General features: G+C 63.6%; 25 protein-coding genes and 1 pseudogene. 16 read left to right on the top strand and 10 right to left on the bottom strand.

The genetic code is table 11. The features are described from left to right. Positions 1 to 6: 6 nt before the first annotated feature. Together FJ443_RS23230 and FJ443_RS23235 are read right to left on the bottom strand one after the other, a co-directional pair. Entirely contained in the window at positions 7 to 801 is a 795-nt protein-coding gene (locus tag FJ443_RS23230; RefSeq protein ID WP_140556025.1) for a glycosyltransferase family 2 protein, read from the bottom strand. A gap of 173 nt (positions 802 to 974) precedes the next feature. After that, a complete protein-coding gene (locus FJ443_RS23235) occupies positions 975 to 1454 on the bottom strand; it encodes an Lrp/AsnC family transcriptional regulator (protein WP_140495956.1) in 480 nt (159 codons plus the stop codon). Between the two features lie 250 nt (positions 1455 to 1704). On the opposite strand from FJ443_RS23235, the gene trxB reads away from it, so the two are divergent. Together trxB and FJ443_RS23245 are read left to right on the top strand one after the other, a co-directional pair. Further along, a complete protein-coding gene (trxB, locus tag FJ443_RS23240) occupies positions 1705 to 2679 on the top strand; it encodes a thioredoxin-disulfide reductase (RefSeq protein WP_140495955.1) in 975 nt (324 codons plus the stop codon). An 89-nt stretch (positions 2680 to 2768) separates the two neighbouring features. After that, a complete protein-coding gene (locus tag FJ443_RS23245; protein WP_140495954.1) occupies positions 2769 to 3665 on the top strand; it encodes a LysR family transcriptional regulator in 897 nt (298 codons plus the stop codon). Between the two features lie 21 nt (positions 3666 to 3686). Here the strand turns inward: FJ443_RS23245 and FJ443_RS23250 are convergent, their stop codons facing one another. Together FJ443_RS23250 and FJ443_RS23255 are read right to left on the bottom strand one after the other, a co-directional pair. Next, complete coding sequence (locus tag FJ443_RS23250; RefSeq protein ID WP_140556023.1) at positions 3687 to 4184, bottom strand: isoprenylcysteine carboxylmethyltransferase family protein; 498 nt, start codon at positions 4182 to 4184, stop codon at positions 3687 to 3689. 873 nt (positions 4185 to 5057) lie between these two features. Continuing rightward, positions 5058 to 7109 (bottom strand): elongation factor G, encoded by a 2052-nt coding sequence (locus FJ443_RS23255; RefSeq protein WP_140495952.1) that lies wholly within the window; start codon positions 7107 to 7109, stop codon positions 5058 to 5060. Positions 7110 to 7432: 323 nt separating this feature from the next. Between FJ443_RS23255 and FJ443_RS23260 the strand changes: the two genes are divergently transcribed. Then, positions 7433 to 7828: a cupin domain-containing protein gene (locus FJ443_RS23260; protein ID WP_140495951.1), complete on the top strand. Its 396-nt coding sequence runs from the start codon at positions 7433 to 7435 to the stop codon at positions 7826 to 7828. Positions 7829 to 7884: 56 nt separating this feature from the next. On the opposite strand, the gene FJ443_RS23265 is transcribed toward FJ443_RS23260, so the two are convergent. After that, positions 7885 to 9087: a pyridoxal phosphate-dependent aminotransferase gene (locus FJ443_RS23265; protein WP_140516803.1), complete on the bottom strand. Its 1203-nt coding sequence runs from the start codon at positions 9085 to 9087 to the stop codon at positions 7885 to 7887. Between the two features lie 216 nt (positions 9088 to 9303). Here FJ443_RS23265 and FJ443_RS23270 point away from each other — a divergent pair, with 216 nt between their 5' ends. From FJ443_RS23270 to FJ443_RS23280, 3 genes are all read left to right on the top strand, one after another. Continuing rightward, positions 9304 to 10194, top strand: a complete 891-nt coding sequence (locus FJ443_RS23270) for an EAL domain-containing protein (RefSeq protein ID WP_140556021.1) — start codon at positions 9304 to 9306, stop codon at positions 10192 to 10194. Then, a complete protein-coding gene (locus tag FJ443_RS23275; protein ID WP_140495948.1) occupies positions 10191 to 11039 on the top strand; it encodes an EAL domain-containing protein in 849 nt (282 codons plus the stop codon). The genes FJ443_RS23270 and FJ443_RS23275 overlap by 4 nt, the downstream gene beginning before the upstream one ends. A gap of 113 nt (positions 11040 to 11152) precedes the next feature. After that, positions 11153 to 11761 carry a glutathione S-transferase family protein gene (locus FJ443_RS23280; RefSeq protein WP_140666127.1) on the top strand — a complete coding sequence of 203 codons (609 nt, stop codon included), beginning with the start codon at positions 11153 to 11155 and terminating at the stop codon, positions 11759 to 11761. A 101-nt stretch (positions 11762 to 11862) separates the two neighbouring features. Here FJ443_RS23280 and FJ443_RS31710 read toward each other — a convergent pair. The 3 genes and pseudogenes from FJ443_RS31710 to FJ443_RS23295 form a co-directional block, all read right to left on the bottom strand. Next, positions 11863 to 12116, bottom strand: a pseudogene (locus FJ443_RS31710) (hypothetical protein). Beyond that, positions 12113 to 12313: an iron-containing alcohol dehydrogenase gene (locus FJ443_RS23290; protein WP_140556015.1), complete on the bottom strand. Its 201-nt coding sequence runs from the start codon at positions 12311 to 12313 to the stop codon at positions 12113 to 12115. Before FJ443_RS23290 ends, FJ443_RS31710 begins: the two are co-directional and overlap by 4 nt. A 267-nt stretch (positions 12314 to 12580) precedes the next feature. Beyond that, positions 12581 to 12793, bottom strand: a complete 213-nt coding sequence (locus tag FJ443_RS23295) for a cold-shock protein (RefSeq protein ID WP_010910991.1) — start codon at positions 12791 to 12793, stop codon at positions 12581 to 12583. Between the two features lie 275 nt (positions 12794 to 13068). Here FJ443_RS23295 and FJ443_RS23300 point away from each other — a divergent pair, with 275 nt between their 5' ends. Next, complete coding sequence (locus FJ443_RS23300; RefSeq protein ID WP_140516797.1) at positions 13069 to 13398, top strand: hypothetical protein; 330 nt, start codon at positions 13069 to 13071, stop codon at positions 13396 to 13398. Positions 13399 to 13426: 28 nt separating this feature from the next. Here FJ443_RS23300 and FJ443_RS23305 read toward each other — a convergent pair whose 3' ends face one another. Then, positions 13427 to 13996, bottom strand: a complete 570-nt coding sequence (locus FJ443_RS23305; RefSeq protein WP_140666129.1) for a methylated-DNA--[protein]-cysteine S-methyltransferase — start codon at positions 13994 to 13996, stop codon at positions 13427 to 13429. Positions 13997 to 14176: 180 nt separating this feature from the next. Here FJ443_RS23305 and FJ443_RS23310 point away from each other — a divergent pair, with 180 nt between their 5' ends. The 9 genes from FJ443_RS23310 (at position 14177) to FJ443_RS23350 (ending at position 21722) form a co-directional block, all read left to right on the top strand. After that, complete coding sequence (locus FJ443_RS23310) at positions 14177 to 15079, top strand: lytic transglycosylase domain-containing protein (RefSeq protein ID WP_140556014.1); 903 nt, start codon at positions 14177 to 14179, stop codon at positions 15077 to 15079. A 5-nt stretch (positions 15080 to 15084) separates the two neighbouring features. Next, positions 15085 to 15573, top strand: a complete 489-nt coding sequence (locus FJ443_RS23315) for a GNAT family N-acetyltransferase (RefSeq protein WP_140516793.1) — start codon at positions 15085 to 15087, stop codon at positions 15571 to 15573. A gap of 147 nt (positions 15574 to 15720) precedes the next feature. Then, entirely contained in the window at positions 15721 to 16989 is a 1269-nt protein-coding gene (locus FJ443_RS23320; protein WP_140666131.1) for an ABC transporter substrate-binding protein, read from the top strand. 98 nt (positions 16990 to 17087) lie between these two features. Next, on the top strand, positions 17088 to 18002 hold the full coding sequence (locus FJ443_RS23325) for a sugar ABC transporter permease (RefSeq protein WP_181171778.1): 915 nt from the start codon (positions 17088 to 17090) through the stop codon (positions 18000 to 18002). Between the two features lies 1 nt (position 18003). After that, positions 18004 to 18828 carry a carbohydrate ABC transporter permease gene (locus FJ443_RS23330; RefSeq protein WP_140666133.1) on the top strand — a complete coding sequence of 275 codons (825 nt, stop codon included), beginning with the start codon at positions 18004 to 18006 and terminating at the stop codon, positions 18826 to 18828. 92 nt (positions 18829 to 18920) lie between these two features. Next, the gene (locus FJ443_RS23335) at positions 18921 to 19664 is read left to right on the top strand and encodes a DUF899 family protein (RefSeq protein WP_140666135.1); all 744 of its coding nucleotides are present in this window, start codon (positions 18921 to 18923) and stop codon (positions 19662 to 19664) included. 78 nt (positions 19665 to 19742) lie between these two features. After that, positions 19743 to 20294, top strand: coding sequence for a DUF4142 domain-containing protein (locus FJ443_RS23340; protein ID WP_140495937.1), 552 nt, complete (start codon positions 19743 to 19745; stop codon positions 20292 to 20294). Positions 20295 to 20589: 295 nt separating this feature from the next. Continuing rightward, positions 20590 to 21054: a cupin domain-containing protein gene (locus FJ443_RS23345; protein ID WP_140666137.1), complete on the top strand. Its 465-nt coding sequence runs from the start codon at positions 20590 to 20592 to the stop codon at positions 21052 to 21054. Between the two features lie 275 nt (positions 21055 to 21329). Next, the gene (locus tag FJ443_RS23350) at positions 21330 to 21722 is read left to right on the top strand and encodes a RidA family protein (protein ID WP_140524859.1); all 393 of its coding nucleotides are present in this window, start codon (positions 21330 to 21332) and stop codon (positions 21720 to 21722) included. A 292-nt stretch (positions 21723 to 22014) separates the two neighbouring features. Here the strand turns inward: FJ443_RS23350 and carB are convergent, their stop codons facing one another. Then, entirely contained in the window at positions 22015 to 25506 is a 3492-nt protein-coding gene (gene carB, locus FJ443_RS23355; protein WP_140666139.1) for a carbamoyl-phosphate synthase large subunit, read from the bottom strand. Positions 25507 to 25686: the final 180 nt, after the last annotated feature.

The raw sequence follows: 25686 nt of genomic DNA on the forward strand, positions 1-25686 counted from the left end.
GACCGCTCACGCCGGTTCGCTGCCTTGCGAGGCCTCATACAGTTTGGCCTCGGTGGCGAAGGAATAGATCATCACCGACATCGAATAGACGAAGCCGTGCCGGCCGCACAGGAAGTAGCGCTTGGCCAGATAGAATTTCAGGAAGTTGCCGAGCGGCGAAAGCACCAGCCGCACCAGGCCCGGCTTCTTGCCTTTCTCGACCAGGGTGGCCGCCTTGAGGCTGGAATAGGCATTTGCCCGGGCCAGATCCTCCTCGACCGATATTTCGCGGCGATGCAGCAGCACGCCGCTTTCGATCGTGCTGGTCTCGCCGGAAACGCCGAAGGATTCATGGACCCGCGCGGTCACGTCCATGGTCGCACCTTCCCGGCGGAAAAGCCGCAACAGCCTGTTGTGCAGCACCCAGCGATGGGCATAGCCGTAGCCCTTCAGCCAGTCGCGGCGGCGGATGTACCATCCGCTGATGCCGGCATTCGCCGTCTCGACCGCCGCCACGATCGACTGCCGCAGCCGGTCGTCGACGCGTTCGTCCGGGTCGATCGAAAGACACCAGGGCTGCGTGGCGTGGTCGAGCGCGAATTGCCGCTGATGCGGAAAACCCGGCCAGCCATTGTGCAGCAGCTTTATCGGATAGCCCTCAGCGACAAACTGCCGAACGATGTCCAACGTGGCGTCGGTGGAGCCTGAATCGACGATGACGATCTCGGCGCAAAAATCGATGCTTTCGAGGCACGGGCCGATCATATCGGCCTCGTTCATGCAGATGATGAGCGCCGAAATCGGGCTTGCAAACCTGGTCATGGTCCCTTCCACGGCGGATTGTCCTTGGAACTTACGCTGCTTGGGCAAGGAAACCAATCAGGCGCCAAATCGCACAGGACGATCCGGCTGCCTGCGCCTGTCCGTTATCAACGCGGCGGCGATGTGGCGAAATTCCGGAATTCGCTTTGGCCGGGCGCCGCAATCGATCGGCGTCACGGCCGCTCGAACGAGACCAACCCTTCATCCTTGACCCGGCGGATGGTGAGGGCTGTGCGCACCGTGTCGACGTTCGGCGTGGAGGTCAGTTCCTCGATGACAAAGGTCTGGAAGGCGCCGAGGTCGCTTGCCACGCAGTGCAGGAGGAAATCGGATTCGCCCGACACCATCCAGGCATCGCGTACGACCGGCCAGCCGCGCGTGCGCTCAGCGAAGATGCGAAGCTCGGCATCGGCCTGATGGTGCAGGCCGACTAGGCAGAAGGCGACCACGTCGAGACCGAGCGCCGGCGCGTTGAGCAGCGCCCGATAGCCGCGAATGATGCCGGCTTCCTCCAGTCGCTTGACGCGGCGCAGGCAAGGCGGTGCCGAAATGCCGACGCGGTTCGACAGTTCGACATTGGTCATGCGCCCATCTGCCTGCAATTCGCGAAGGATCTTCCAGTCGATTGCGTCGAGGTCGGCCTTGAGCGGCATTTCGGGGCTTTCGATGGTTACGGGTGGCGAAAGAATCTTGCGGGATTTTGTAATTAAACGACTTTGCTGTCCACGCCATCCCCCACGCGGAAATCCACGCAGCACCAGAGCGGTTCGCCCGGTGCGACAAAGCTTTCCGGGGACGAGCGCCAACTTGCCTTGCTGGCGTCGTGGGCAACACTTACATTACGCGCGACATCGACGAGTTTTCCATGCCGCAAACGCCGGCAGCCCTCCGCAGAGGCTTTTCATGACGACCAAGCACGCGCCTGTCCTCATCATCGGTTCCGGCCCGGCCGGTTATACCGCGGCGATCTATGCCGCCCGCGCCATGCTGAAGCCGATGCTGGTCGCCGGCCTGCAGCAGGGGGGCCAGCTGATGATCACCACCGACGTCGAGAACTATCCCGGTTTCGGCGAACCCATCCAGGGTCCGTGGCTGATGAGCGAGATGCTCAGGCAGGCAGAACATGTCGGCACCGACATCATCGCCGACATCATCACCGAGGTCGATCTCAACGTGCGGCCGTTCCGCGCAACGGGCGATTCCGGCACCGTCTACACGGCCGATGCCCTGATCATCGCCACCGGCGCGCAGGCCAAATGGCTTGGCATTCCGACCGAACAGACGTTCATGGGCTTCGGCGTATCGGCTTGCGCCACATGCGACGGCTTCTTCTACCGCGGCAAGGATGTCGCGGTGGTCGGCGGCGGCAATTCGGCGGTGGAAGAAGCACTCTATCTGTCGAACCTCGCCAAGAGCGTGACGGTCATCCACAGGCGCTCGGACTTCCGCGCCGAACGCATCCTGCGCGAGCGGCTCTTGAAGAAGGACAATGTCCGCGTCATCTGGGACACGGTTGTCGACGAGATCACCGGCCGTCCGGGCAAGACGCCACTGCCGCCTTCGGTCGAAGGGTTGAAGCTGCGCAACGTGGTGACGGGTGTCGAGACGCAGCTCGAGGTCGACGGCGTGTTCGTCGCGATCGGCCATGCGCCGGCGGTCGAGCTGTTCGTCGGCAAGCTGAAGCAGAAGCCGAACGGCTATCTGTGGACGGCGCCGGATTCGACCCGCACCGACGTGCCCGGCGTGTTCGCCGCCGGCGACGTGACCGACGATATCTATCGCCAGGCGGTGACTGCGGCGGGGCTGGGCTGCATGGCGGCGCTCGAGGCGGAGAAGTACCTGGCCGGCATCGAGGTGCATCGCGAGGCGGCCGAATAGCGGTTCGCAAACTGTTGAAAGAACGGCTTAGAAACGCCGTGTAAAAGCCTGATTTTTCATTCAGACGCCAAACAGGAACGAGGGGAATCATGGCGTTGGACTGGGACAAGCTACGCGTGTTTCACGCTGCGGCGGAAGCAGGGTCGTTTACACATGCGGCCGAGACGCTGCACCTGTCGCAATCGGCGATTTCGCGCCAGGTCAGCGCGCTCGAGCATGATGTCGGCGTGCCGCTGTTCAACCGCCACGCCCGCGGCCTGGTGCTGACCGAACAGGGCGAGATGCTGTTCCGCACGGCGCATGACGTGCTGATGAAGCTCGAGACCATCAAATCGCGGCTGACCGAGACCAAGGACCGCCCCTCCGGCGTGCTCAGGGTCACGACCACGGTCGGGCTCGGCGCCGGCTGGCTGACCGAACGCGTGCAGGAGTTCATCGAGCTCTATCCTGAAATCAGCCTGCAGCTGATCCTCGCCAACGAGGAGCTCGACCTGACCATGCGCCAGGCCGATTGCGCCATCCGGCTGCGCCAGCCGCAGCAGCCGGACCTTATCCAGCGCCGCCTGTTCACGGTGCATTTCCACCTCTATGCTTCGCCAGGCTATATCGCCAAGCATGGCAGGCCGGCTTCGGTGGCCGAGCTCAAGGCGCATCGCATCGTCACTTTCGGCGTGCCGGTGCCGGCGCATCTGTCGGAGCTGAACTGGCTGGAGACGGTCGGCGATTTCGAGGGCGGCCAGCGCGTGCCGACGCTGCAGATCAACGATATATTGTCGATCAAGCGCGCGGTCCAGGGCGGCGCCGGCATCGCCATGCTGCCCGACTATGTCATCTCCAAGGATTCCGGCCTGGTGCAGCTCCTGCCGGAAACGGAGGTGCCTTCCTTCGACACCTATTTCGCCTACCCCGACGCGATGAAGAACCAGGCGAAGCTGCACGTGTTTCGCGACTTCATCATCGCCAAGGCGCGGAGCTGGTCGTATTGACCCCGGAGATCGCGCAGACTCTCACCTCCGCCAGCGCGTCAGGCGGGGCAGCCAGGCGGGCACGTTGCGGCGGTAGGTTTCGTATTCATCGCCATAGCGGCGTGCGAGCGTCGGCTCCTCGTACAGCTTGACGAAGGTGGCCATGGCCGCGGCTGCCATGGCGGCGTAGGCGACAAGCGTCCAGCTTGAAAACAGCAGTGCCTGGCCGATGATGATCGACAGCACCGCCACATACATCGGATTGCGGACATGGCGGTAGAGCCCGCCGACCACCAGTCTCTCGGTCGGAGCGACCGGAGCAGGCGTGCCGAGGCCTTCAAGCGCAAAGCAGGCGAATGCATGCAGCAGCGCCGCCACGGCGACCGCGATGAGGATCCAGCCAAGAGGGGCAAGACCCGGCAGGCTCGACCATGGCCGGTCCCAGCGATCCGTCAGCAGCCACGGCACGAGGCCGGCGACGATACAGGGTGCCGCGATGAAGAACGCAGCACTGCCGGCGATCGCCGAAAAGGTCCGCATTGCTTGTCTCCCGCCTGAAGCATGTCACGCCCAAACCGATTCCCGCGACGCGCTCAAGTCTTTGTTGTTCACGTCGCTGCCGAACCGAGGACACTTTGCGCGACATGCATTAGTTGCCTCGGAAATAAACGCCTGCTGCCTCATTCCACGCCATTGCGCATTTTTGACATTTCGGGATGAAAACCGAGCGTGATTCGCGATTCCGCCGTGACAATTGTCTCATTGCGGGTTCCGCTTCGGTGATTCTGCTGGTCCTATTGGGTCCAGAAATGGCTTAGACCACAGCCTGCGTCTTTTTGCATGCGTGTGTTGCAAAATAGATGCTTGTTTCTTGGGCATGATGAGCACATATATAGTTCATCTCCTGGGCGCGTTCTCCTCCCATTAGCGCCCTCGAGTGTTCCCCTCTGGAGGTTAGCCTTAACAGGCACTTCCAATCAAACTCAGCCGGATCTTCATTGATCCGGCTTTTTTGTTGCCCGGAGGCTGCCGGAAGGGCGGGAAAATCCACCGAAATAGCCACGTAACAGTGACATGTAACCTCTGGTAACATGTCAAAGGCGTTCGGCTCCTGCTAAGCAGACCATAGGACGCGGTGTGGTCGGACGGGAGATGGGGGCATCACTCGGACGATCCGGGCTCAGGCGGCTACCGCGTCCGAACCTTCTTCCGCCGAAGCGGCGACTTCAAGATGCGGCGGACCTGCCGTTTCTCCTCCCAAGAAAACGGTCCGCAAACAAAACGGCGTCCGGCCCCCCGGGCGTCGTTTTTTGTTTGCGCCCCCTCGAACAAGGTTCGAGAGGGCACTCACCCAAATCTTTGTGGATGTCGATGTCCCAAAGCCGAGATCACTTTAGACGACATGCATCAGAATCAGGCTGCCTTGCCGTTGGCATTCATCGCTTCGTCGGCGAGCCGGCCGGTGAGTTCGGCCATGTGGTCGAAGACGGCGCGGTAGCTGGCGACGCCTGAGGTGGCCGAGCGCAGCTCGATGATCAGATCGCCGATCTCGGATTGCGGCATGGTCGCCTCGACGACATCCCATCCTGGCCAGCCGGGTCGCGCGTCGTAGCCGAGGATCTGGCCGCGCCGCTGCGGGATCAGCGCGATGATCTTCGAGGTCGCATCGGAGGGCGTCACGATCTCGACCTTCATCACTGGCTCCAGGAGCACGGGCGAACAGCCCGCCATGCCTTCCTTCATGGCAAGCTTGGCCGCCATCTGGAAGGCCATGTCGGAGGAATCGACCGCGTGGTAGGAGCCGTCCGACAGGTTGACGGCGACGTCGACGACGGGAAAGCCGAGCGGGCCCGACTTCAGGTAATCGCGTATACCGCTTTCGACCGACTGGATGTAGGTCTTGGGCACCACGCCGCCGGTGATGGTATCGGTGAACTGGAAACCTGCGCCGCGCGGCAGCGGCTTTATCTCGATCACCACATCGCCGAACTGGCCGTGGCCGCCGGACTGCTTCTTGTGGCGGCCGCGTTGCTGCGCCGATTTGCGGATAGTCTCGCGGTAGGGCACCGCCGGCGGATGGCCTTCGACCGGAATCTGGTTCTTGCCCTCGAGCCGTTCGCGTACGACGCGCAGGTGCATTTCTCCATGGCCCGACAGCACGGTCTCGGCCGAGTCCTGGTTATGATGCAGGCTGAGCGAGGGATCTTCTTCGGCCAGCCGTTGGATGGCGGCTGACATCTTCACCTCGTCCTTGCGCTCCTTCGGCCGCAAGGCGAAAGCGAAGACAGGCTGCGGCGGCTCGAACTGGAGCAGCGGCTTCATGCCGCCCTTGGCCGAGGTCAGCGTCTGGCCGGTCTTGACCGCGTCCAGCTTGCCGAGCGCGACCGTGTCGCCGGTCTTCGCCGCGGTGAGCTTCGACTGGTCCTTGCCAAGCATCCTGTAGATGCCGGACACCTTTGCCATGTCGCCGCCGGGCAGCCAGAGCTCGGAGCCATCGGCGACCTGTCCCGAAAGGATGCGCGACACCGACAATTTGCCTCCATGCGGCGTATGGATGGTCTTCATCACCTGAACCACGGTTGCGTTGCCTTCGGGGGCGCCGAGCCGTTTGCGGGTCGCGTCGATGTCGGGCGCATCATGGCGGATCGCCTTCAGGAGACGCAGCACGCCATTGCCTTTCTCTGCGGTGCCGATCAGCACCGGCGTGACGGCGCCGTCGCGCAGATCCGCGGCAAGATCGTCGAAGACCGCGTCCTTGGGCGGCTCGATCTCCTCGAGCAGCTGTTCCATCAACTGGTCGTCATGGTCGGCCAGCCGTTCCAGCATCGAAAAACGGGCTTCCAGCTCACGCGCCTTTTCGTCGCCGGGTATCTGGGCCACCTCGCTCTCGGCATATTCGCGGTAGATGTAGGCGCGTTCCAGCGCCAGGTCGATCGAGCCAATGACGACGCCGTCCTTGCGCAGCGGTATCTGGCGCAGAAGCAACGGCACCGCACTTGCCGGCTGCAGCATCTTCAGCGTGTCGCGCACGCCCGCGATCGCCTTGTCGACCTTGTTGAGAAACAGGATGCGCGGCACGCCGAGATCGTCGAGCTTGCGCATGATGAGCTGGAGGGCGGGGATCTTCTTCTCGTCGGCCTCGGCGACGACCACCGCGAGGTCGCAGGCGGCCAGTACCGGTTCGGCCTCGAAGGAGAATTCGATCGATCCGGGACAGTCGACGAAGGTGAACTGCTCGCCCATGAATTCCGTGGTGGCGAAGGTCGCCTCGACGCTCATGGCGTGGGCGCGCGCCTCGGGCGAATGATCTGAAACGGTGTTTCCCGAGGAAACCGGGTTCTGGCGGGGAATGGCGCCCGTGCGGGCCAATATGGCTTCGAGAAGTGTCGTCTTACCGCTTGCGAAGGGACCGACTATGGCAATGCATTTCGGTCCCGTGCGTCTTCCTCCGGCGCGATTACCCATGACTGACCTCCACTCAGGCGTTTCCCTGGAGACCGACTGGCATTCATGGTTCAGGCCAAGGTCAGTCGGTCCTGAGCGGCGGCCGGCCTGTTCGACCGTCGCGGGCGGGCTTGTCTTCAACCGGCCCAAAGGTATCGTCCCACTTGTTTGCCGGCAGGGCAAGGAAAATAGGTAGCCTCAAGGGCCGAGCGCGGTGCGGTTGCCGCTGATTTGCAAGCCGAACAGACCGGTTGCGTCGACGGCCATATCGGCCGAAACTAGGGTCTCGAAAGAAGAGCGGCGTCGCCGCCGCCCGCATCGCCACCAGTTCCAGGGATCGAACGATGAAGATCATTGCTTGCGGCAGCACGCCGACCGTCATCGCGCCGGAAAAGTACTTCACCGGCCGGGTGCTGCAGACGCCGATCATCGAGAAGGAGGCTCCGGCACGGCTGCGGGCGACATTGGTCAGCTTCGAACCGGGCGCGCGGACCCACTGGCACACGCATCCGCTTGGCCAGACGCTGTACGTCACGTCGGGCGCCGGCCTCGCCCAGACCTGGGGCGGTCTCATCCAGGAGATCAGGGCAGGGGACGTCATCTCGTTCGCGCCAGGCGAAAAGCACTGGCATGGCGCCGGGCCGAAAACGGCCATGACGCATATAGCCATGCAGGAAGCGCTCGAGGGCGTGCATGCCGACTGGCTGGAAGCGGTGACGCCGGCCCAATATGGCGGCTGAGTACCGTGTCGAGCCGATCTAAAAACCCGGCGTTTGGCCGGGTTTTGTTTTCACGATCAGGTTAGTGATGCCGTAAAGCGCTGGATGCGCGTGCACGCCTCCTCCAGCAGCGTCTCCGACGTGGCGTAGGAGATGCGGAAGTTCGGACCGAGGCCGAAGGCCGAACCGAATACCACCGCCACGCCCTCGGCCTCGAGCAGCTCCGAGCAGAAGGCCTCGTCAGTGTCGATCACCTTGCCGGCCTTGGTCTTCTTGCCGATCAGCTGGGCGCAGGACGGATAGACGTAGAAGGCGCCTTCCGGCGACGGACAAGAGATGCCGCGCGCCTGGTTGAGCATCGAGACGACGAGATCGCGGCGCCCCTGGAAGATCGCCTTGTTCTTGGCGATGAAGTCCTGCGGGCCGTTCAGCGCTTCGACCGAGGCCCATTGCGCGATGGTGCAGGCGCCCGACGTCTGCTGGCCCTGGATCATGTCCATCGCCTTGATCAGCTGGACGGGACCCGCGGCGTAGCCAATGCGCCAGCCGGTCATGGCATAGGCTTTCGACACGCCGTTCATGGTCAGCGTGCGCTCATAGAGCTTCGGCTCGACCTCGGCGATGGTCTTGAAGACGAAGTCGCCGTAGGTCAGATGCTCGTACATGTCGTCGGTCAGCGTCCAAACATGCGGATGCCTGAGCAGCACGTCGGCGAGCGACCGAAGCTCGGCCTCGGTGTAGGCGGCGCCCGACGGGTTCGACGGCGAGTTCATCAGCAGCCACTTTGTGCGCGGCGTGATGGCCTTTTCCAGCACAGCGGCAGTGAGCTTGAAGCCATTGTCGATCGAAGTGTCGGCGAACACCGAGGTGCCGCCGCAGATCGCCACCATCTCGGGATAGCTGACCCAATAGGGGCGTGGGATGATGACCTCGTCGCCGGGATTCAGCGTCGCCATGAAGGCGTTGAACAGGATCTGCTTGCCGCCAGTACCGACGATTGTCTGTTCGGGCTTGTAGTCGAGATTGTTCTCGCGCTTGAATTTCTTCGCGATCGCTTCGCGCAGCGGCGCGATGCCAGACACCGGCGGATATTTGGTCTCACCACGGCGGATGGCCTCGATCGCCGCATTCTTGATGTTATCGGGCGTATCGAAATCCGGTTCGCCGGCACCCAGGCCGATGACGTCGCGGCCGGCATTTTTCAGCTCGCGGGCTTTCTGCGTCACCGCGATGGTGGCGGAAGGCTTCACGCGGGAAAGGGTGTCGGCAAGGAAGGCCATGACCTTTTTTCTCTCCAGAAAGGATCAGCGCGGCCAGGAGCGGCCGCGGCGCTTCTCATGTCGCATCATTCCCGTGAGTGCAAGCATTGTCGGCTGGGCCAGTGCCGCAAGGAGGTCAATGAGCCGTGATCGGCAACAGAAAGTTCATTAACGGGCGGTAGAGGCTTGCGTGGCAGGATCGTAACCCAATTGCGCCAGTTCGCGGAGCGAGGAACCTTGTCGCGCAGCATCGGGCTTGCCCATATCATCCGTCATGATGACGGCACCTCGTCAGGTGTCTGGGGCATTTATACGTTGCAAAGCGCCTTCCAGCCGATCTTCGCCTTCAGGGAAGGCAAGCTGTCGGTTGCCGCCTTCGAGGGCTTGATCCGGCCGTTCCGCGACGGCGAGCCGCAATCGCCAATGAGCTTCTTCAGCACCTGCCCGGCCGCCGACCGGCTTCATGTCGAGGCGCTGACCAGGACGCTGCATCTGCTGAATGCCGGCGCCTGCCTGCCGCAGGAAGCGTCGATCTTCGTCAATTTCGATCCGTCGGTGTTCACCGAGCGCGCCGTTGCCGACAATGCCTTGCGCGAAATGCGCCTGGTGCTGCACGAGGCCGGCATCGATCCGGGCCGTGTCGTGTGCGAGGTGACCGAGCAGCGTCCAGCCTCGCAGGAGACCCTGCACGGTTTCGTCGCGGCGTTGAAGGGCAACGGCTTTCGCATTGCCGTCGATGACTATGGCGCCGACGATTCCGACATCAACCGCATCAAGGAGTTGAAACCCGACATCGTCAAGTTCGATGCCCACTGGATCACGCAGTTGATGGAGTCCGGCGCCGGCTTCGCGCTGCTGACGTCCATGGTGAAAAGCTTCGAGGCACAAGGCATCCGCACCGTGTTCGAGGGCATCGAGGAAGGCTGGCAGCTGGAGCTGGCCGAGAAATCCGGGGCTTCGATGGTCCAGGGTTTCGTGCTGGCACGGCCGGAACTGGCGCCGACCAGCTTCCGCGTCTTCGGCGAGGACGGGCCATCGCCTGCCGCCGACAGTGCATCTTCCGTCCCGGCAGCCGCGCCGCATACCGCGCGGGCGGCGAAAGCCTTTGGGCGCAGGGGCACACGATGAGGCCCGAGCGGCGGCGCGATGTCGGCGATGCGATCTTCATGGACGAGGTCGGTATCGAATATGGCGTTTATGGCGACTTCCGCCTGCGCAGCGCCTACCAGCCGATCTTCGCGCCGCGCGGCCGCTTCCTGCACGCAATCGCGGTCGAGGGCCTGATAGAGCCGCATCGCGCCGGCCGGCCGGGCGCCGCACGGGCGTTCTTCGAAGGCGTCGCGGCCGAGGACCGGCTGTTCGTCGAAACCATGTGCCGCGTGCTGCATCTCAGGAACTTCCGCAACATCGGCGTCGACGGGCTCGATCTGTTCTTCAACTACAATCCATTGGTCAACGCCCATCGGGGCCGGGCCTTGGCCGAAATCCGGCTGATGAGCAGGCATCTCGGCGAGCTCGGCCTGGCCCCCGGCATGCTGGTCTGCGAAATCACCGAACAGGCGGCCGACGACACGCTGCTGGCCAGGCTGGTGCGCGAGATGCGCCGCGACGGCATCCGCATCGCCATCGACGATTTCGGCACCGGCCACTCGACCGAGGAGCGGGTCAGCCTGCTCAAGCCCGATATCGTCAAGATCGACGGTGGCTGGTTCGCGCAATTCTGCCGCCACGCCGCCGCCGAGCGGTTCTTCCGCCCGCTGGTCTCCAGCCTGCACGACCGCGGCGCCAAGGTCCTGGTCGAGGGCATCGAACAGCCCACCCATCTGCGCGTCGCGCTCGATGGCGGCGTCGACCTGCTGCAAGGTTTTCTACTCGCCCGGCCGGCGCTGGCCGGGGTGATCTTCGACGAGCGACCGCTCGCCATCGACGCGCTGCTGGGCAGGGACAGCAAGGTGGTGCCGCTGTTCGGGTAGCGCCGTGTGCTACACATCAGCGGCGCTGATCGTCGCGCCAAAACTAATCATTGGTGAGGACGGCGCGGCTACGATAATCGCGTCTGCACATGGCAGCGCTCGGGGGACCAGCGATGATACTTTACAGCATGATCGACAGCGGCAACTGCTACAAGCCGCGCCTGCTGATGGCCAAGCTCGGCCTCCCTTTCACCACTGTCGAGGTGAGTTCGCACACGGGCGATACGCGAAAAGCGGATTTCGTCGCCAAGAATCCGAACGCCATGGTGCCGCTGCTGGAGCTCGACGACGGAAGGCGGATCGCTGAATCCAACGCCATCCTGCTCTACCTCGCGGAGGGCACGCGCTTCCTGCCCGCGGACAAGTATGAGCGCGGGCTCGCCTATCAATGGCTGTTCTTCGAACAGTACAGCCACGAGCCCTATATCGCCGTGCGCAAGGCGCTGCTGACCTTTCCCGAAAGGGCCAAGGACGCGACGCCGGAGCGGCTGGCGGTGACACTGGAGCGCGGCAACAAGGCGCTCGGTGTCATGAATAAATACATGGAGAACAACGCGTTCTTCGCCGGAAACGCCTACAGCGTCGCCGACATCGCGCTCTACGCTTATACGCATACGGCGGAGCAGGGCGGCTTCCAGCTCGACGCCTATCCGGCGGTGGCTGCGTGGCTTGACCGCGTGGTGGCGGATCCGGGGCACGTCTCTATGGAGTGGGTAGGGTAATTTTATCCTCAACCTCGCCACCGCCCCGCGGCTCTTTTGGGCGAGGCGCGCCAAACAGGCGCGAGGCCCGGCCACCCATCGTCCGAGAAGCTGCGCGGGAGCTATTTCAACAAATGGTCGTAGTAGGCATGGGTGCCGATCCAGAACCAGATCACATCTTCATTGTTGCGTATGGCAACAGCCCGGTAGTTTCGTCGACCCGCGCCGACCAATAGCAACCTACCTGCTTGAAATGTAAGGAGGGATGAAAAGGATCGGAACGCAGTATGACAAAACGCCTGTCCGCCTTTGCTTTGTTCGACGACGACAGTTTTTCATAAGCCTTCCAGAATGATGGAGAGGCGACGTTGTTCACAGAGGCCGAGTCCGGCCGGCGCGATGGTCAGCCAATGCCTGTTCGGCAAGCTTGTCCAATCGCCCCGCCCTCACGTCGGTCTCGATCTGCCGATCCCACAGGTCCGCCTGGAGCGCCTCGAACCATGCGGCAAACGCCTTCAGCTCCTCGGGGCTCAGTTCGGTGATGGACTTTTCGATTTGCTCAAGCTTGGTCATGGCCGGATAATACCACTCTAGTGGTACCACAGGTGGGACTCCAGGTTCGGCTTTACATGCCTGGAATCCAGGCAAATAAAAAGGCGGGACAATGCCCGCCTTCCCATTTCGGTAGCCTGATCGGGAGCGTCCGGTCCGGGCTGGCAGCTATCTGCTGATCCGGCTTGTCGGGTCTTTCCGCTCCGGCGCGCTTCTCGCGCGACCGTCAGTACATCCGTGACTTGCCGCGCGCCCCGGGCTGTCGCCCGGCGCGCGCCATTTTCAAAATCAGGCTGCCTTGCTCAGAGATCCAGCGGACGACTTGCCAGTGCGGCGGTCCTGCTCGATCTCGAAGTTGATCTTCTGGCCTTCGACCAGGGTCGACAGCCCAGCGCGCTCGACAGCGGAGATGTGGACGAAAACGTCCGCGCCGCCCGCGTCAGGCTGGATGAAGCCGAAGCCCTTGGTGGCGTTGAACCACTTGACCGTTCCAGTTGCCATAAAAATAGTCCTTCACATTTGCTTTGGTTTGACCGAACCGAGGTCCAGCCGGTGTGCATCGAGATTTTGGAGATAGACGTCAGCAAACGCGAAGATCGCGAGGCCCGGATCGATCGGCCGAAATATCAATGGGGCTGATATAGGCTGCTTTCGCACGAAATACAAGACTGCGTGAGAAAGCCGTGATCGAGGGACCGCCCAATGGCCGCCCCAATCCGGTGAAACCGTTGCGTCAGATGGCGCTGTCCGTGAGCCGCGCATCAGGGGAGAGGACCATGAAGACCATTCTGCTGGCAGCATGCCTGACGCTGATTGCCGCCGAGGCGCAGGCGATCTCGCGCTACGATCCGACGCGGATGGAGTGTGGCCGCGTGCAGGCGACGATCGCGCGGCAGGGCGCCGTCATCCTGCGTTACCAGTCGAGGCGGGTACCGGGACTGCCACTCTACGACCGCTACGTGCAGAGCCAGCAATTCTGCACAACGGGCGAGGTGAGGACACGCGCCTATGTGCCGAGCGCCGATACGAAATCCTGCCCGGTCTATAATTGCAAGCGCCCGGACAACGATCGGCATTTCCGCCGGCGGTTTTTTCATAACGACTAGGCCATAGCCTGGCGCGGCGGCTATCGTTTCAAAATCCGAACGAGACCTGCGCGGGCGGCGGCGGGCCGACGCGCACGCCTTCCATGGCCAGCATCTTTTCCTTGGTGGTCGAACCGCCGGGCGCCGAAAAGCCGCCGATCTTGCCGCCGGCCGCGAGGATACGGTGGCAGGGAATGACCAGCGGCACTGGATTGGCGCCAAGCGCGGCACCGGTTTCGCGCGGCAGGCCGGCATGGCCGGCGCGCTTGGCCAGTTCTCCATAGGTGGTGGTTTCGCCATAGGCTAGCTTTCGCGCCGCGCCATAGATGGCGAGGCGGAAATCGTCGATGCCGTCGAGATCGACCGGCACGCCGGAGAAATCGATATCCTCGCCCGCCGCATAGGCCTTGATCGAGGCGATCAACTCGACCACCCACGGCGGCTGCACGGTAGCGGCCGAAACGCCGGCGTGGCGCAGCAGCCGCCGCTCGACCGCCTCGCGGCTGCGTTCGGGCAGGCAGAGCCGGATCAGGCCCTTTTCGCTCCAGGCAATCCCCATGAAGCCGATCACTGTTTCTAACACTGCGTGGCCGGCTGTGATCTGCGACGGCGTTTGCATGGCGTGCTCCTTTCGCAAAATGGCCAGAAACCGGCATTCATGCCGGTACATATCAGGAACAATATGGCATTTCGGCCCGAGTCTCGCCACCCGAAAACCACCTGAGCGCCCCGATTGCTCGCCAGGAATCGCTGGTGTAAGGGATTTCTTAACATCCGACGAACCGGACCCGAACGCGGCTTGCCAGCAAAACAAACCCTTATCGCGCTCGGCGTGATCGCGGCCATGGCCTGCGTCAGCGGTTGCACGTCGACATCGCAGATGAAATCCGCGTCTTCCCTCACCGAAACAGCGACCGTCGCCGGCACCGATGCCGGCTTCACCATACCGTTGCCGGAGACGGTTTCGGTGCTGCCGGAACCGTCGGGGATTACGCCCGTTCAAACCGCTGAATTGCCCGCCGGCCCGACCACACAGGCGGCCGTGGCAACCGCGGCCTTTGCCGGAGCGACCCCAACCGCGCCGGCCGTGATGACCGCCAATGCGTGGCAGGCGCCGCCGCCGGCTGGCGCCGGCGCACCAATCAAGGCGGCAGCCACCTACGCCACCGCCGGGCTCATCGTGCCGGCGATCGCCAGGAACGATCAGAAAGCCATGCCCGGCGTGCAGCAGGCGGCCTATGTTGTGCCGCAGAATCCAGCTGCCCTCGTCCAGTTTCCTGCCGCTCCGGTGCAGGAAGAGCATGCGACCGGCGTGCGCGGCGATATCGACCGGCTGATCGTAAAGTACGCCGCGTTCTATCAGGTGCCGGTCGACCTTGTGCGCCATGTCGTCAACCGCGAAAGCACCTTCAATCCCAAGGCCTACAACAACGGCCATTGGGGGCTGATGCAGATCAAGCACGCGACGGCGCGCGGCATGGGCTATGACGGACCGGCCAGGGGCCTGTTCGATGCCGAAACCAACCTGAAATACGCCGTCAAATACCTGCGTGGCGCCTGGCTGGTGTCGGACGGTAACGCCAAGCGCGCCGACTGGCTCTACCAGACCGGCTACTATTTCGACGCCAAGCGCAAAGGCCTGCTCGAGGCGACCGGCCTCGGCGTCGACCGCAAGCGGCGCCGCCTGCTGCCCGACGCCTGAGCGAAATGCCCGAACCGCGCCCGCCGGCTCCGAACGACATCCGGCTGCGCAAGATCCTCGACGAGACGCTGGTTCCCGCACACTGGTCGGATGGCTTTGTCATGCGCACCCTCGAGCCCGGCGATGCGCCGGCCTTGCATGCGCTGCTGACCGAAGTGTTCGACGATGGCGCCGACGGCCCGTTCGACGAATGGTGGCCACGCATCTCAGGCGACCCCGAATTCGATTCTGCGCTCTGTTTCCTCGTCATCGACGCCAAGGGCCTGCTGGTGGCGGCGGCGCTGTGCTGGACGAGCGCCTTCGTCAGGGATCTCGCCGTGCATCCGCAGGCGCGCGGCAGGGGCATCGGCGAGGCGCTGATGTGGCACGCCTTCGCCGTCTTTCGCGAACGCGGCGCAGACCATGTCGACCTCAAGACCAACACGGTGGAAAACGCCGCCGCTGTCAGGCTCTATCAGCGGCTTGGGATGAGCCCTGTCGCCTGGGAAGGCTGAAGCCGCGGCCCGGCCCACCGCCGCTCGCGGGCATCGCTCGGGAACCCAGAGCGCCGCTCCGCATTCAAAGAGTGGTGGAGGGGTCCGACGAGCTTCCGGAGCCTCGAAGGCTTGCGTCGCCGTTCCGAAAGGAGATCCTCCGCCGCCATGAGGCTCTTTCACGCATTTGCCACGTTGGTCGTTGCCGCGATGATTGCGGCTGTGCCTGCGCGAGCCGTCGAATTGTCGATCGTATCGGGCGACACAGGAATCGGCATCAAGGTGCTGCGTGAAATCCTCGACCGCTATGAGAAGGACAGCGGCAACAAGGTCAGCATCGTCGTCATGCCGGCATCCGGGACCGACCAGTTCGGCCAGTACAGGCTGTGGCTTGCCGCCGGCAATAGCGATATCGACGTCTACCAGACCGATGTGATCTGGGCGCCGCAGCTCGCCAGCCAGCTCGTCGACCTGACCGCGGCGACCAAGGATGTCGTCGGCGCCCATTTCCCCTCGATCATCCAGTCGCAGACCGTCAACGGGAGGCTGGTGGCGCTGCCGATCTTCACCGATGCGCCGGCGCTCTACTACCGCAAGGACCTGCTCGACAAATATGGTGCCAAGGTGCCTGCCACCTGGAAGGAGCTGGCCGATACCGCCAGGCTGGTCATGGACAAGGAACGGGCTGCCGGCAACAAGGATATCTGGGGCTTCGTCTTCCAGGGCAATGCCTATGAGGGGCTGACCTGCGATGCGCTTGAATGGGTGATGTCGAATGGCGGCGGCCAGATCATCGAGCCGGACGGCACCATCTCGATCAACAATGCAAAAGCGGCGGCAGCGCTCGACACGGCCAAAGGCTGGGTCGGAACCATCGCGCCACCCGGCGTGCTGGCCTATCAGGAAGAGGAATCGCGCGGCGTGTGGCAGACCGGCAATGCCCTCTTCATGCGCAACTGGCCCTACGCATATGCGCTCGGCAATTCCGAAGGCTCGCCGATCAAGGGCAAGTTCGACGTCGCGCCGCTGCCGGCCGGCACCGGCGAAGGCGCGCGGCCGGCGGCGGTGCTGGGTGGCTGGAACCTTGCCGTGTCCAAATATTCCAGGCACCCGGACGCGGCGATCGGGCTCGTCAAATTCATCGCCTCGCCCGCGATGCAGAAATACCGCGCGCTGAGGAACTCCAGCCTGCCGACCATCCAGGCGCTCTATGACGATGCCGACATCGCCAGGCAACAGCCGATCGTCCCGCGCTGGAAGCAGATATTCCTCAATGCAGTGCCGCGTCCCTCGGCCGCGGCCAAGATCAAGTACAACGAGGCGTCGAGCCAATTCTGGAACGCCGTCCACAAGACGCTGTCGGGCGATGGCACCGCGGGCGACAATCTGGCCGACCTCGAAGCCATGCTGACCAGGCTGAAGGGGCGTGGCTGGTGACGCCACAACGCGCCTCCATGTCCCGCCCGGCGCGAGGGATGACAGAAGCGGAGCCGAGGACTGAAGCCGTCGCGACCCACCGCCCGCGCTCGCGGCTGATGCGCCAGCGCGTGCGTTCGGCCTGGCTGTTCCTGGCGCCGATGCTCCTGGTGCTCGCCGCCGCTGCCGGCTGGCCGCTCGCCCGCACGGTCTATTTCAGTTTCACCGACGCTTCGCTGGCCGATCTCGACGCCCGCCAGTGGGCAGGCTTCGCCAATTACTTCTCGGTGCTGCGCATGCCGAGCGGCCGGGTGCTCTACGATGGCGTGCTGGCCGACCCGGTGTGGTGGAGCGCCGTCTGGAACACGGTGCGTTTCGCGGCCCTTTCGGTCACCTGCGAGACGATCCTCGGCATGGTCGTCGCGCTGGTGCTCAATGCCGAATTCCCGGGCCGCGGCATCGTCAGGGCGGCGATCCTCATCCCCTGGGCGATCCCGACCATCGTCTCGGCCAAGATGTGGCAGTGGATGCTCAACGACCAGTTCGGCATCATCAATGTGGTTCTGCTCAATCTCGGCCTGATCGACACCAAGATCGCCTGGACGGCCAACGCGGACACGGCGATGGCCGCCGTGCTGGTCGTCGACATCTGGAAGACGACGCCGTTCATGGCGCTGCTCATCCTTGCCGCGCTGCAGATGCTGCCGCGCGAGATCATCGAGGTCGCCAGGCTCGACGGCGCCAATCCGTGGCAGATCTTCTGGCGGGTGACCTTGCCGCTGATCCGGCCTGCGGTGATGGTGGCGGTGATCTTCCGCGCGCTCGATGCGCTGCGCATCTTCGACCTGATCTATGTGCTGACGCCCAACAACGTGCACACTAAGTCGATGTCGGTGTTCGCGCGCGAGAACCTGTTCGAGTTCGACAAATTCGCCTACGGCTCGGCCGCTTCGACGCTGCTGTTCCTCATTCTTGCGCTTCTCACCATGGCCTATATCCGGATCGGCGGGGTCAGCCTCGAGGGCGGGCGCTGAGATGTGGATCCTGAGGCGGACGGCTTTCTACCTGCTGGTCGCGGCCATCGTGCTGGTCGCGGTATTCCCCTTCTATTACGCCATCGTCACCAGCCTGAAATCGGGCACCGAACTGTTCCAGGCCGACCTCTGGCCGAAGACGTTCAGCCTCGGCAATTATCGCAACGTGCTGACCGAAGGCGCCTTCGCACGCAACCTGATCAACTCACTGGTGGTCTCCGGCGCGGTCGTCGCGCTCTCGCTGTTCCTCGGCGTCACCGCGGCCTACGCGCTGGCGCGCATCCGTTTTCGCGGCCGCTCAGCGCTACTATTCGCCATCCTGTCGGTATCGATGTTCCCGCAGGTGGCGGTGCTGGCCGGACTGTTCGAACTGGTGCGGATGTTCGGCCTCTACAATTCGCTTCTCGCGCTGATCTTCTCCTACATGATCTTCACCTTGCCGTTCACCGTCTGGGTGCTCACCGCCTTCGTGCGCGACCTGCCGGTCGAGGTCGAGGAGGCGGCGATCCTTGACGGCGCGACGCCGTGGATCATCATCACGCGCATCTTCCTGCCGCTGATGTGGCCGGCGCTGGCGACCACCGGGCTGCTCGCCTTTATCGGCGCGTGGAACGAGTTCCTGTTTGCGCTGACATTCACCTCCAACAACGCCCAGCGGACCGTGCCGGTGGCGATCGCGCTGCTTTCGGGCAATTCGCAGTTCGAGATCCCGTGGGGCAACATCATGGCCGCATCGGTGATCGTCACCGTGCCGCTGGTGCTGCTGGTGCTGATCTTCCAGCGCAAGATCGTCTCGGGCCTCACCGCCGGCGGCGTGAAGGGGTGAGGAGAAAATGTCGGAACCGGCCGCAGCGGCGCGTCCTTAGGTCTTAGAGCAACCGCGCCGGGACGCCGGCGCTGTGACCCAAGGAGCCGATCATGATCACCTTCCCCAACGAATCCGCCAGATACCGCGCCGCCCGCGAAAAGCTGCTGAAGAAGGAAATCGCGCTGCGCCGCGCCATGGAGGATGTGGCCGTGGCGCGCCGCGCGTTGCCGCCGGGCGGGCTGGTGCCACAGGATTACGTGTTCGAGGGGCTGGATGCCGAGGGCAGGGCGGCCGAGATAAAGCTGTCGCAACTGTTCGCACCCGGCAAGGACACGCTGATCCTCTACCAGATGATGTTCCCGCGCCATCCGCAGGAGACGCGCGACGTGGCAATAACGGGCGGCACGGCGAAGCTGGCGCGGCCGGACCAGCCATGCCCGTCCTGCACGGCGCTGCTCGACCAGTTCGACGGCGCCGTCGGCCATCTCCAGGCGGCCGGCTTCAACTTTGCCGTGGTGGCGAAAACCGCGCTCGAAAACCTCGTCACGCTCGGCCGCGACCGTGGTTGGCAGAACATGCGGCTGGTGTCGTCGGCCAACAACAGCTTCAAGCGCGACTACAATGCCGAGGATGCCGACGGCGCGCAGATCCCGCTGCTCTCGGTGTTCCACCGCGACGCTGACGGCATCAGGCATTTCTGGTCGTCCGAACTCGGCTTCGCGCCGCCCGAACCCGGCCAGGACCCGCGCGCCATCGGCACCTGCGAGATCCTGTGGAACCTGATGGATTTCACCCCGGAGGGCCGGCCGAACTGGCACGAGCAGCTGCAATATGGCGAGGCATGCTGCCATTGACGGCAAGGCGCCCGGCGCAACTTCCGTGCATCTGCGGCGTTGGAATCCCGAGGGAACCATTCCGACCGGAGATTGCAGATGAAAACGCTTCTGACCATGACCGCCGCGGCCTTGCTCGCCGCCGCGCCCGCCGCGCTTGCCCAATCCACCGCCCAAACGACGCCGCTGGCGGCCGACAGCAAGGTCGACACGCAGACCTTCATCAAGACGGTGCCCGGCGCCAACGAGTTCGAGATCCAGTCGAGCAAGCTCGCCGAGCAGAAATCGGCGTCGGCCGACGTCAAGGCCTTCGCCAAACAGATGATCAAGGACCACACCAAGGCCGGCGAGGACTTCAAGGCGGCGCTCGCGCAGGGCCAGACCACCGCCTCGACCAAGCCGGCCGGCCCGGCGCTTCAGCCGAAAGAACAGGGCCAGCTCGACGAACTCAAGGCCGCCAGCGGCAAGGACTTCGATACCAAATACATCATGATGCAGACAGCAGCTCACAAGGACGCCGTCGCGCTCTTCAGCACCTACGCCCAATCGGGCGATGATCCGGCGATGAAGGAATTCGCCAAGAAGACGCTGCCGACGCTGAAGATGCACGAGAAGCATGTGAAGGAACTGGGCGCGGCGCATCAGGGGTGAGGGTGTTTCGACAGGAGCTGAACGGCAGACGATAGCATTCTACGGCGCCCCCCTTTGTCCTGCAGGACATCTCCCCCTCAAGGGGGGAGATTGGCTGTTGCGAATGCTTTCGCCAAATTTTCGGCGTGGGCAGAAAGAGCGCCGGGGCCGAAGCTGCCAATCTCCCCCCTTGAGGGGGAGATGTCCGGCAGGACAGAGGGGGGCGCCGTAGGGCGCGACGGCTCACATATCGCAACAGGGTTCTTCCCAGGCATGCGTGGCACTACACTGCCGCACCACCACCCCGAGAGCACCCATGCCCAAACTCGGCCTCGCATCCCTGCCCATCCGCAAGGGCTCGGGCTACCCCGCGCCCTTCGATGGCCCTTGCGTCGATCGCACGCGCCGCCGGCTTGGCGATGCCGGCGGGCTCACCGATTTCGGCGTCAACCTGATGACGCTGCCGCCCGGCGGCTGGTCCAGCCAGCGCCACTGGCACAGCCACGAGGACGAGTTCGTCTATGTGCTGGAAGGCGAGCTAACGCTGGTCGAGGATGGCGGCGAGACGTTGCTCAGCGCCGGCGACTGCGCCACCTTCGCCAAGAACAACGGCAATGGCCACCATTTGATCAACCGCTCATCCACGACGGCGCTCTATCTCGAGGTCGGCTCGCGCAACCCCGACGATGTCATCACCTGCTCCGACATCGACATGATGAGCCCGACTTCGGATGGACGCTTCCTGCACAAGGATGGCACGCCCTATCCGGGACAAGGGTGAGCGCTGGACCATGCTTCGGCGCTGGTGTTCGCCGGGCGGCAGGATAAGCTCCCTACAATGACAGGTTGGCGCCAAGGCCCCCTCATCCGACCGCTTCGCGGCCATCTTCTCCCCGCTGGGGAGAAGAGACTGGCGCGTCGCTGCAAGTCTCCTCTCCCCTCGGGGGTCCGAAGGACGGGCGAGACACGTGGCTCGCTCGGAACGGTCAGCCGAGCGAAGCGGACGCTGGGTGAGGGGAATTGGCGCTAGCCTGTCCAAACCCAGGGAGCACCACTGTGAAAAAGGAAGTCATCGAAGTGCCCGTCATGTCGGACAAGGTGCGGGCGCTCGGCGTGCCCTGTTCGACGGCGGTGAGGGCCAACGGCTTCGTGTTCATCTCGGCGACACCGCCGGTGGACATGGTGACCGGCGAGATGGTGCGGGGCGACATCGAGGTGCAGACCGAGGCGTCGCTGAAGGCGCTGAAACACTGCCTGGAAGCGGCCGGCACCTCGCTGGACAATGTCGTGATGGTGCGCATCTACGCCGTCAATTCCGGCTTCTACAACGCGATCAACCGGGTCTATGCCAGGTATTTCTCGACCAACCCGCCGGCGCGGAGCTTTGTGCCGGTGGCTTCTTGGCCGATGGAGTTTGACATCGAGATTGAGTGTGTGGCGGTGGGGTGAGCAGGCTCCAATGGCCTGCATCCAAGTGAAGAGTAACCCCACTCCTCTCGCCAAGGGGGAGAAGTTTTCTCTGTCGCAGATACAGCAGATTCTAGATACGTTCGGTCAATGGTCGAAGCAAATTGAAGGTGTTTCTAAAACGAACCGGAATAAAAAGAGCCTAACGTTTCCAAAGAACAGTGTCGATTCGTCTGCCGACTATTTGATAGCGCTTAAGAATCCGAGGAGAAAGTGACCTTTGATTTCCCGTGGGAGTCATCGTCTCGGAATTTTTTACTGATTGGCTGTCGCCTTAAGCAAAATACTCCTGCAGCGGCCTGACCTCCAAACTCCCCGCCTTCAACGCCGCGATCGCCTCGGCCACTGCCGCCGCACCCGACAGAGTCGTGTAATACGGCACCTTCTGCATCAGCGTCGCTCGCCGCAACGACTTCGAGTCCGACACCGCCTTCTGGCCATCCGTGGTGTTGAAGACGATCTGCACCTGGCGGTTGCGGATGGCGTCTTCGATGTGGGGGCGGCCTTCGAGCACCTTGTTTATCTTCTCGGCGACGACGCCGTTTTCGGCGAGGAAGCGGGCGGTGCCTGACGTGGCCATCACCTTGAAGCCGAGGCCGGCGAGGCGCTTGACCGCCGGCAATATGCCCTTCTTGTCCTCGTCGCGTACCGAGACGAACAAAGTGCCCGAGCGGGGCAGGTCGACGCCTGCGCCCAACTGGCTCTTGGCGAAGGCAAGGGCAAAATCGCGGTCGAGGCCCATGACCTCGCCTGTCGAGCGCATTTCCGGGCCGAGCAGGATGTCGACGCCGGGGAAACGGGCGAAGGGGAAGACGGCTTCCTTGACCGCGATGTGGCCGGGATTGCGAGGGTCGGGCATGGCGCCGTAATGGGCGAAGGCGTCTTCCAGGCTCTCGCCGGCCATGATGCGGGCGGCGATCTTGGCAATGGGGCGGCCGATGGTCTTGGCGACGAAGGGCACGGTGCGGGATGCGCGCGGGTTGACCTCCAGCACATAGACCGTGCCGTCCTTGATCGCGTACTGCACGTTCATCAACCCGCCGACATTGAGCGCGCTGGCAAGGGCCGCCGTCTGCCGCTCCAACTCGTCGACCAGCTCCGAAGGCAGCGAGTGAACGGGGAGCGAACAGGCCGAGTCGCCCGAATGGATGCCGGCCTCCTCGATATGCTCGAGAATGCCAGAGACAAAGGTCGCCTTGCCGTCGCAGAGGCAGTCGACATCGACCTCGATGGCGCCACTGAGATAGGTGTCGAACAGCAGCGGGTTCTTGCCCAGCAGCGTGTTGATCTGGCCGGTCTTGTCGTTGGGGTATTTCTGCTTGATGTCCTCCGGCACCAGGCCGGGCACGGTGTCGAGCAGATAGGATTGCAGCATGCCCTCGTCATGGATGATCTGCATGGCGCGGCCGCCCAGCACATAGGAGGGGCGCACCACCAGGGGGAAGCCGAGCTCGCCGGCGACGAGGCGGGCCTGCTCGACCGAATAGGCGATGCCGTTCTTCGGCTGGCTGAGGTTGAGCTTGTGCAGCAGCTTCTGAAAGCGGTCGCGGTCCTCCGCCAGGTCGATCATGTCGGGCGAGGTGCCGAGGATCGGGATGCCGGCCTTCTCCAGTGCGTCGGCGAGCTTCAGCGGCGTCTGGCCGCCGAACTGGACGATGACGCCGACCAGCTCGCCCGACGCCTGCTCGGCGCGCAGGATCTCCAGCACGTCCTCCGCCGTCAGCGGATCGAAATAGAGCCGGTCCGAGGTGTCGTAGTCGGTCGACACGGTCTCGGGGTTGCAGTTGATCATGATCGCTTCATAGCCGGCGTCGCGCAGCGCAAAGGCCGCGTGGCAGCAGCAGTAGTCGAATTCGATGCCTTGGCCGATGCGGTTCGGGCCGCCGCCGAGGATGACCACCTTCTTGCGCGACGACACCTGCGCCTCGTTGGCGAGCGCGCCGGCGAAGGGCACTTCATAAGTGGAGTACATGTAGGCGGTCGGCGACGCGAACTCGGCCGCGCAGGTGTCGATGCGCTTATAAACCGGATGAACGTCGAGCTTTTCACGAATCTTCTGAACGACTTCCACGTCGCTCTTCGTCAATGAGGCGAGGCGGGCGTCCGAAAAACCCATGGCCTTCAGCATGCGCAGATTGGCGGCGTCCTCAGGCAGGCCGTGCTCCCGGATGCGGGCTTCCATGGCGAGGATCCCGGCGATCTGCTCGAGGAACCACGGATCGATCTTGCACATAGCGTGCACGTCTTCGAGCGAGGTGCCCATGCGGATCGCCTGCGCCACCATGCGCAGCCGGTCGGGCGTCGGCGTGCCGAGTGCTGCACGGATGGCGTTGCGGTCGTCAGTGCTGTTGGCCGAGCCGAGGCCGGGGATCTCGATCTCGTCGAGACCGGTGAGGCCGGTTTCCAGCCCGCGCAGCGCCTTCTGCAGGGATTCCTGGAAGGTGCGGCCGATGGCCATGACTTCGCCGACCGACTTCATGGCGGTGGTCAGCACAGGCTCGGCGCCGGGGAATTTTTCGAAGGCAAAGCGCGGGATCTTGGTGACGACGTAATCGATAGACGGCTCGAACGAGGCCGGTGTCGCGCCGCCGGTGATATCGTTCTCCAGCTCGTCCAGCGTGTAGCCGACGGCAAGCTTGGCGGCGATCTTGGCGATCGGGAAGCCGGTCGCCTTCGAGGCCAGCGCCGAGGAGCGGGAGACGCGCGGGTTCATCTCGATGACGACAAGGCGGCCATCGGCCGGGTTGACGGCGAACTGAACGTTGGAGCCGCCGGTCTCGACGCCGATCTCGCGCAGCACCGCGATCGAGGCGTTGCGCATCATCTGGTATTCCTTGTCGGTCAAGGTCAGCGCCGGGGCGACGGTGATCGAATCGCCCGTGTGCACGCCCATCGGGTCGATGTTCTCGATCGAGCAGACGATGATGCAATTGTCCGCTCTGTCGCGGACGACCTCCATCTCGTATTCCTTCCAGCCGAGCACGCTCTCCTCGATCAGCACTTCGGTGGTCGGCGAGGCGTCGAGGCCGGACTGGACGATGTCGAAGAATTCGGCCCTGTTGTAGGCGATGCCGCCGCCGGTGCCGCCCATGGTGAAGGAGGGGCGGATGATGGCGGGCAGGCCGACATGGTCGAGCGCCTGGGCGGCGATCGCCATGGCGTGACTGATGTAGCGCTGCTTGCGGTCGCCTTCGCCGAGGTTCCAGCTTGTCTCCAGCGCGTCGAGCGCGGCGTCGAGGTTGTCGGGCTTTTCGGCCTTCAGTGCCGCGCGTTCGGCCTCATGCGTCTTGCGGTCGGCGTTCTTGACGTCGGTGGCGTTGGCCAGCATCGACTTCGGCGTTTCCAGGCCGATCTTCTTCATCGCCTCGCGGAACAGCGCCCGGTCCTCGGCCTTGTCGATGGCCGTGGCGTCGGCGCCGATCATCTCGACATTATAGCGCTCCAGCACGCCCATGCGGCGCAGCGACAGGGCGGTGTTGAGCGCGGTCTGGCCGCCCATGGTCGGCAGCAGCGCATCGGGCCGTTCCTTGGCGATGATCTTGGCCACGACCTCGGGGGTGATCGGCTCGATATAGGTGGCATCGGCCAGTTCCGGGTCGGTCATGATGGTGGCCGGGTTGGAATTGACCAGGATGACGCGGAAACCTTCTTCCTTCAGCGCCTTGCAGGCCTGGGTGCCGGAATAGTCGAACTCGCAGGCCTGGCCGATGACGATGGGGCCGGCCCCGATGATCAGGATCGACTTGATGTCGGTGCGTCTTGGCATCTTTATGAATTCCGTTCGGCGAGCGGCTTGCACGAAAAACCGGGACGGGAGACCCGGCCGGTTGTGCTTGCGATTCTGGTATCAGGCTAGGAGGGCCTTATAGGGAAGAGTTTTGCGGGATGTAACCCCGAAAATGAGGGCAGTAGGGCAGTAGGGCAGTAGGGCAGTAGGGCAGTAGGG

The sequence above is a fragment of the Mesorhizobium sp. B2-6-1 genome (genome assembly GCF_006440475.1).
Classification (GTDB): Bacteria; Pseudomonadota; Alphaproteobacteria; order Rhizobiales; family Rhizobiaceae; genus Mesorhizobium.

Coding starts and splice junctions, on each gene's coding strand:
- FJ443_RS23230 (WP_140556025.1), bottom strand. CDS start 801: ATGACCAGGTTTGCAAGCCCGATTTCGGCGCTCATCATCTGCATGAAC.
- FJ443_RS23235 (WP_140495956.1), bottom strand. CDS start 1,454: ATGCCGCTCAAGGCCGACCTCGACGCAATCGACTGGAAGATCCTTCGC.
- trxB (WP_140495955.1), top strand. CDS start 1,705: ATGACGACCAAGCACGCGCCTGTCCTCATCATCGGTTCCGGCCCGGCC.
- FJ443_RS23245 (WP_140495954.1), top strand. CDS start 2,769: ATGGCGTTGGACTGGGACAAGCTACGCGTGTTTCACGCTGCGGCGGAA.
- FJ443_RS23250 (WP_140556023.1), bottom strand. CDS start 4,184: ATGCGGACCTTTTCGGCGATCGCCGGCAGTGCTGCGTTCTTCATCGCG.
- FJ443_RS23255 (WP_140495952.1), bottom strand. CDS start 7,109: ATGGGTAATCGCGCCGGAGGAAGACGCACGGGACCGAAATGCATTGCC.
- FJ443_RS23260 (WP_140495951.1), top strand. CDS start 7,433: ATGAAGATCATTGCTTGCGGCAGCACGCCGACCGTCATCGCGCCGGAA.
- FJ443_RS23265 (WP_140516803.1), bottom strand. CDS start 9,087: ATGGCCTTCCTTGCCGACACCCTTTCCCGCGTGAAGCCTTCCGCCACC.
- FJ443_RS23275 (WP_140495948.1), top strand. CDS start 10,191: ATGAGGCCCGAGCGGCGGCGCGATGTCGGCGATGCGATCTTCATGGAC.
- FJ443_RS23280 (WP_140666127.1), top strand. CDS start 11,153: ATGATACTTTACAGCATGATCGACAGCGGCAACTGCTACAAGCCGCGC.
- FJ443_RS23290 (WP_140556015.1), bottom strand. CDS start 12,313: ATGACCAAGCTTGAGCAAATCGAAAAGTCCATCACCGAACTGAGCCCC.
- FJ443_RS23295 (WP_010910991.1), bottom strand. CDS start 12,793: ATGGCAACTGGAACGGTCAAGTGGTTCAACGCCACCAAGGGCTTCGGC.
- FJ443_RS23300 (WP_140516797.1), top strand. CDS start 13,069: ATGAAGACCATTCTGCTGGCAGCATGCCTGACGCTGATTGCCGCCGAG.
- FJ443_RS23305 (WP_140666129.1), bottom strand. CDS start 13,996: ATGCAAACGCCGTCGCAGATCACAGCCGGCCACGCAGTGTTAGAAACA.
- FJ443_RS23315 (WP_140516793.1), top strand. CDS start 15,085: ATGCCCGAACCGCGCCCGCCGGCTCCGAACGACATCCGGCTGCGCAAG.
- FJ443_RS23320 (WP_140666131.1), top strand. CDS start 15,721: ATGAGGCTCTTTCACGCATTTGCCACGTTGGTCGTTGCCGCGATGATT.
- FJ443_RS23325 (WP_181171778.1), top strand. CDS start 17,088: ATGCGCCAGCGCGTGCGTTCGGCCTGGCTGTTCCTGGCGCCGATGCTC.
- FJ443_RS23330 (WP_140666133.1), top strand. CDS start 18,004: ATGTGGATCCTGAGGCGGACGGCTTTCTACCTGCTGGTCGCGGCCATC.
- FJ443_RS23335 (WP_140666135.1), top strand. CDS start 18,921: ATGATCACCTTCCCCAACGAATCCGCCAGATACCGCGCCGCCCGCGAA.
- FJ443_RS23340 (WP_140495937.1), top strand. CDS start 19,743: ATGAAAACGCTTCTGACCATGACCGCCGCGGCCTTGCTCGCCGCCGCG.
- FJ443_RS23345 (WP_140666137.1), top strand. CDS start 20,590: ATGCCCAAACTCGGCCTCGCATCCCTGCCCATCCGCAAGGGCTCGGGC.
- carB (WP_140666139.1), bottom strand. CDS start 25,506: ATGCCAAGACGCACCGACATCAAGTCGATCCTGATCATCGGGGCCGGC.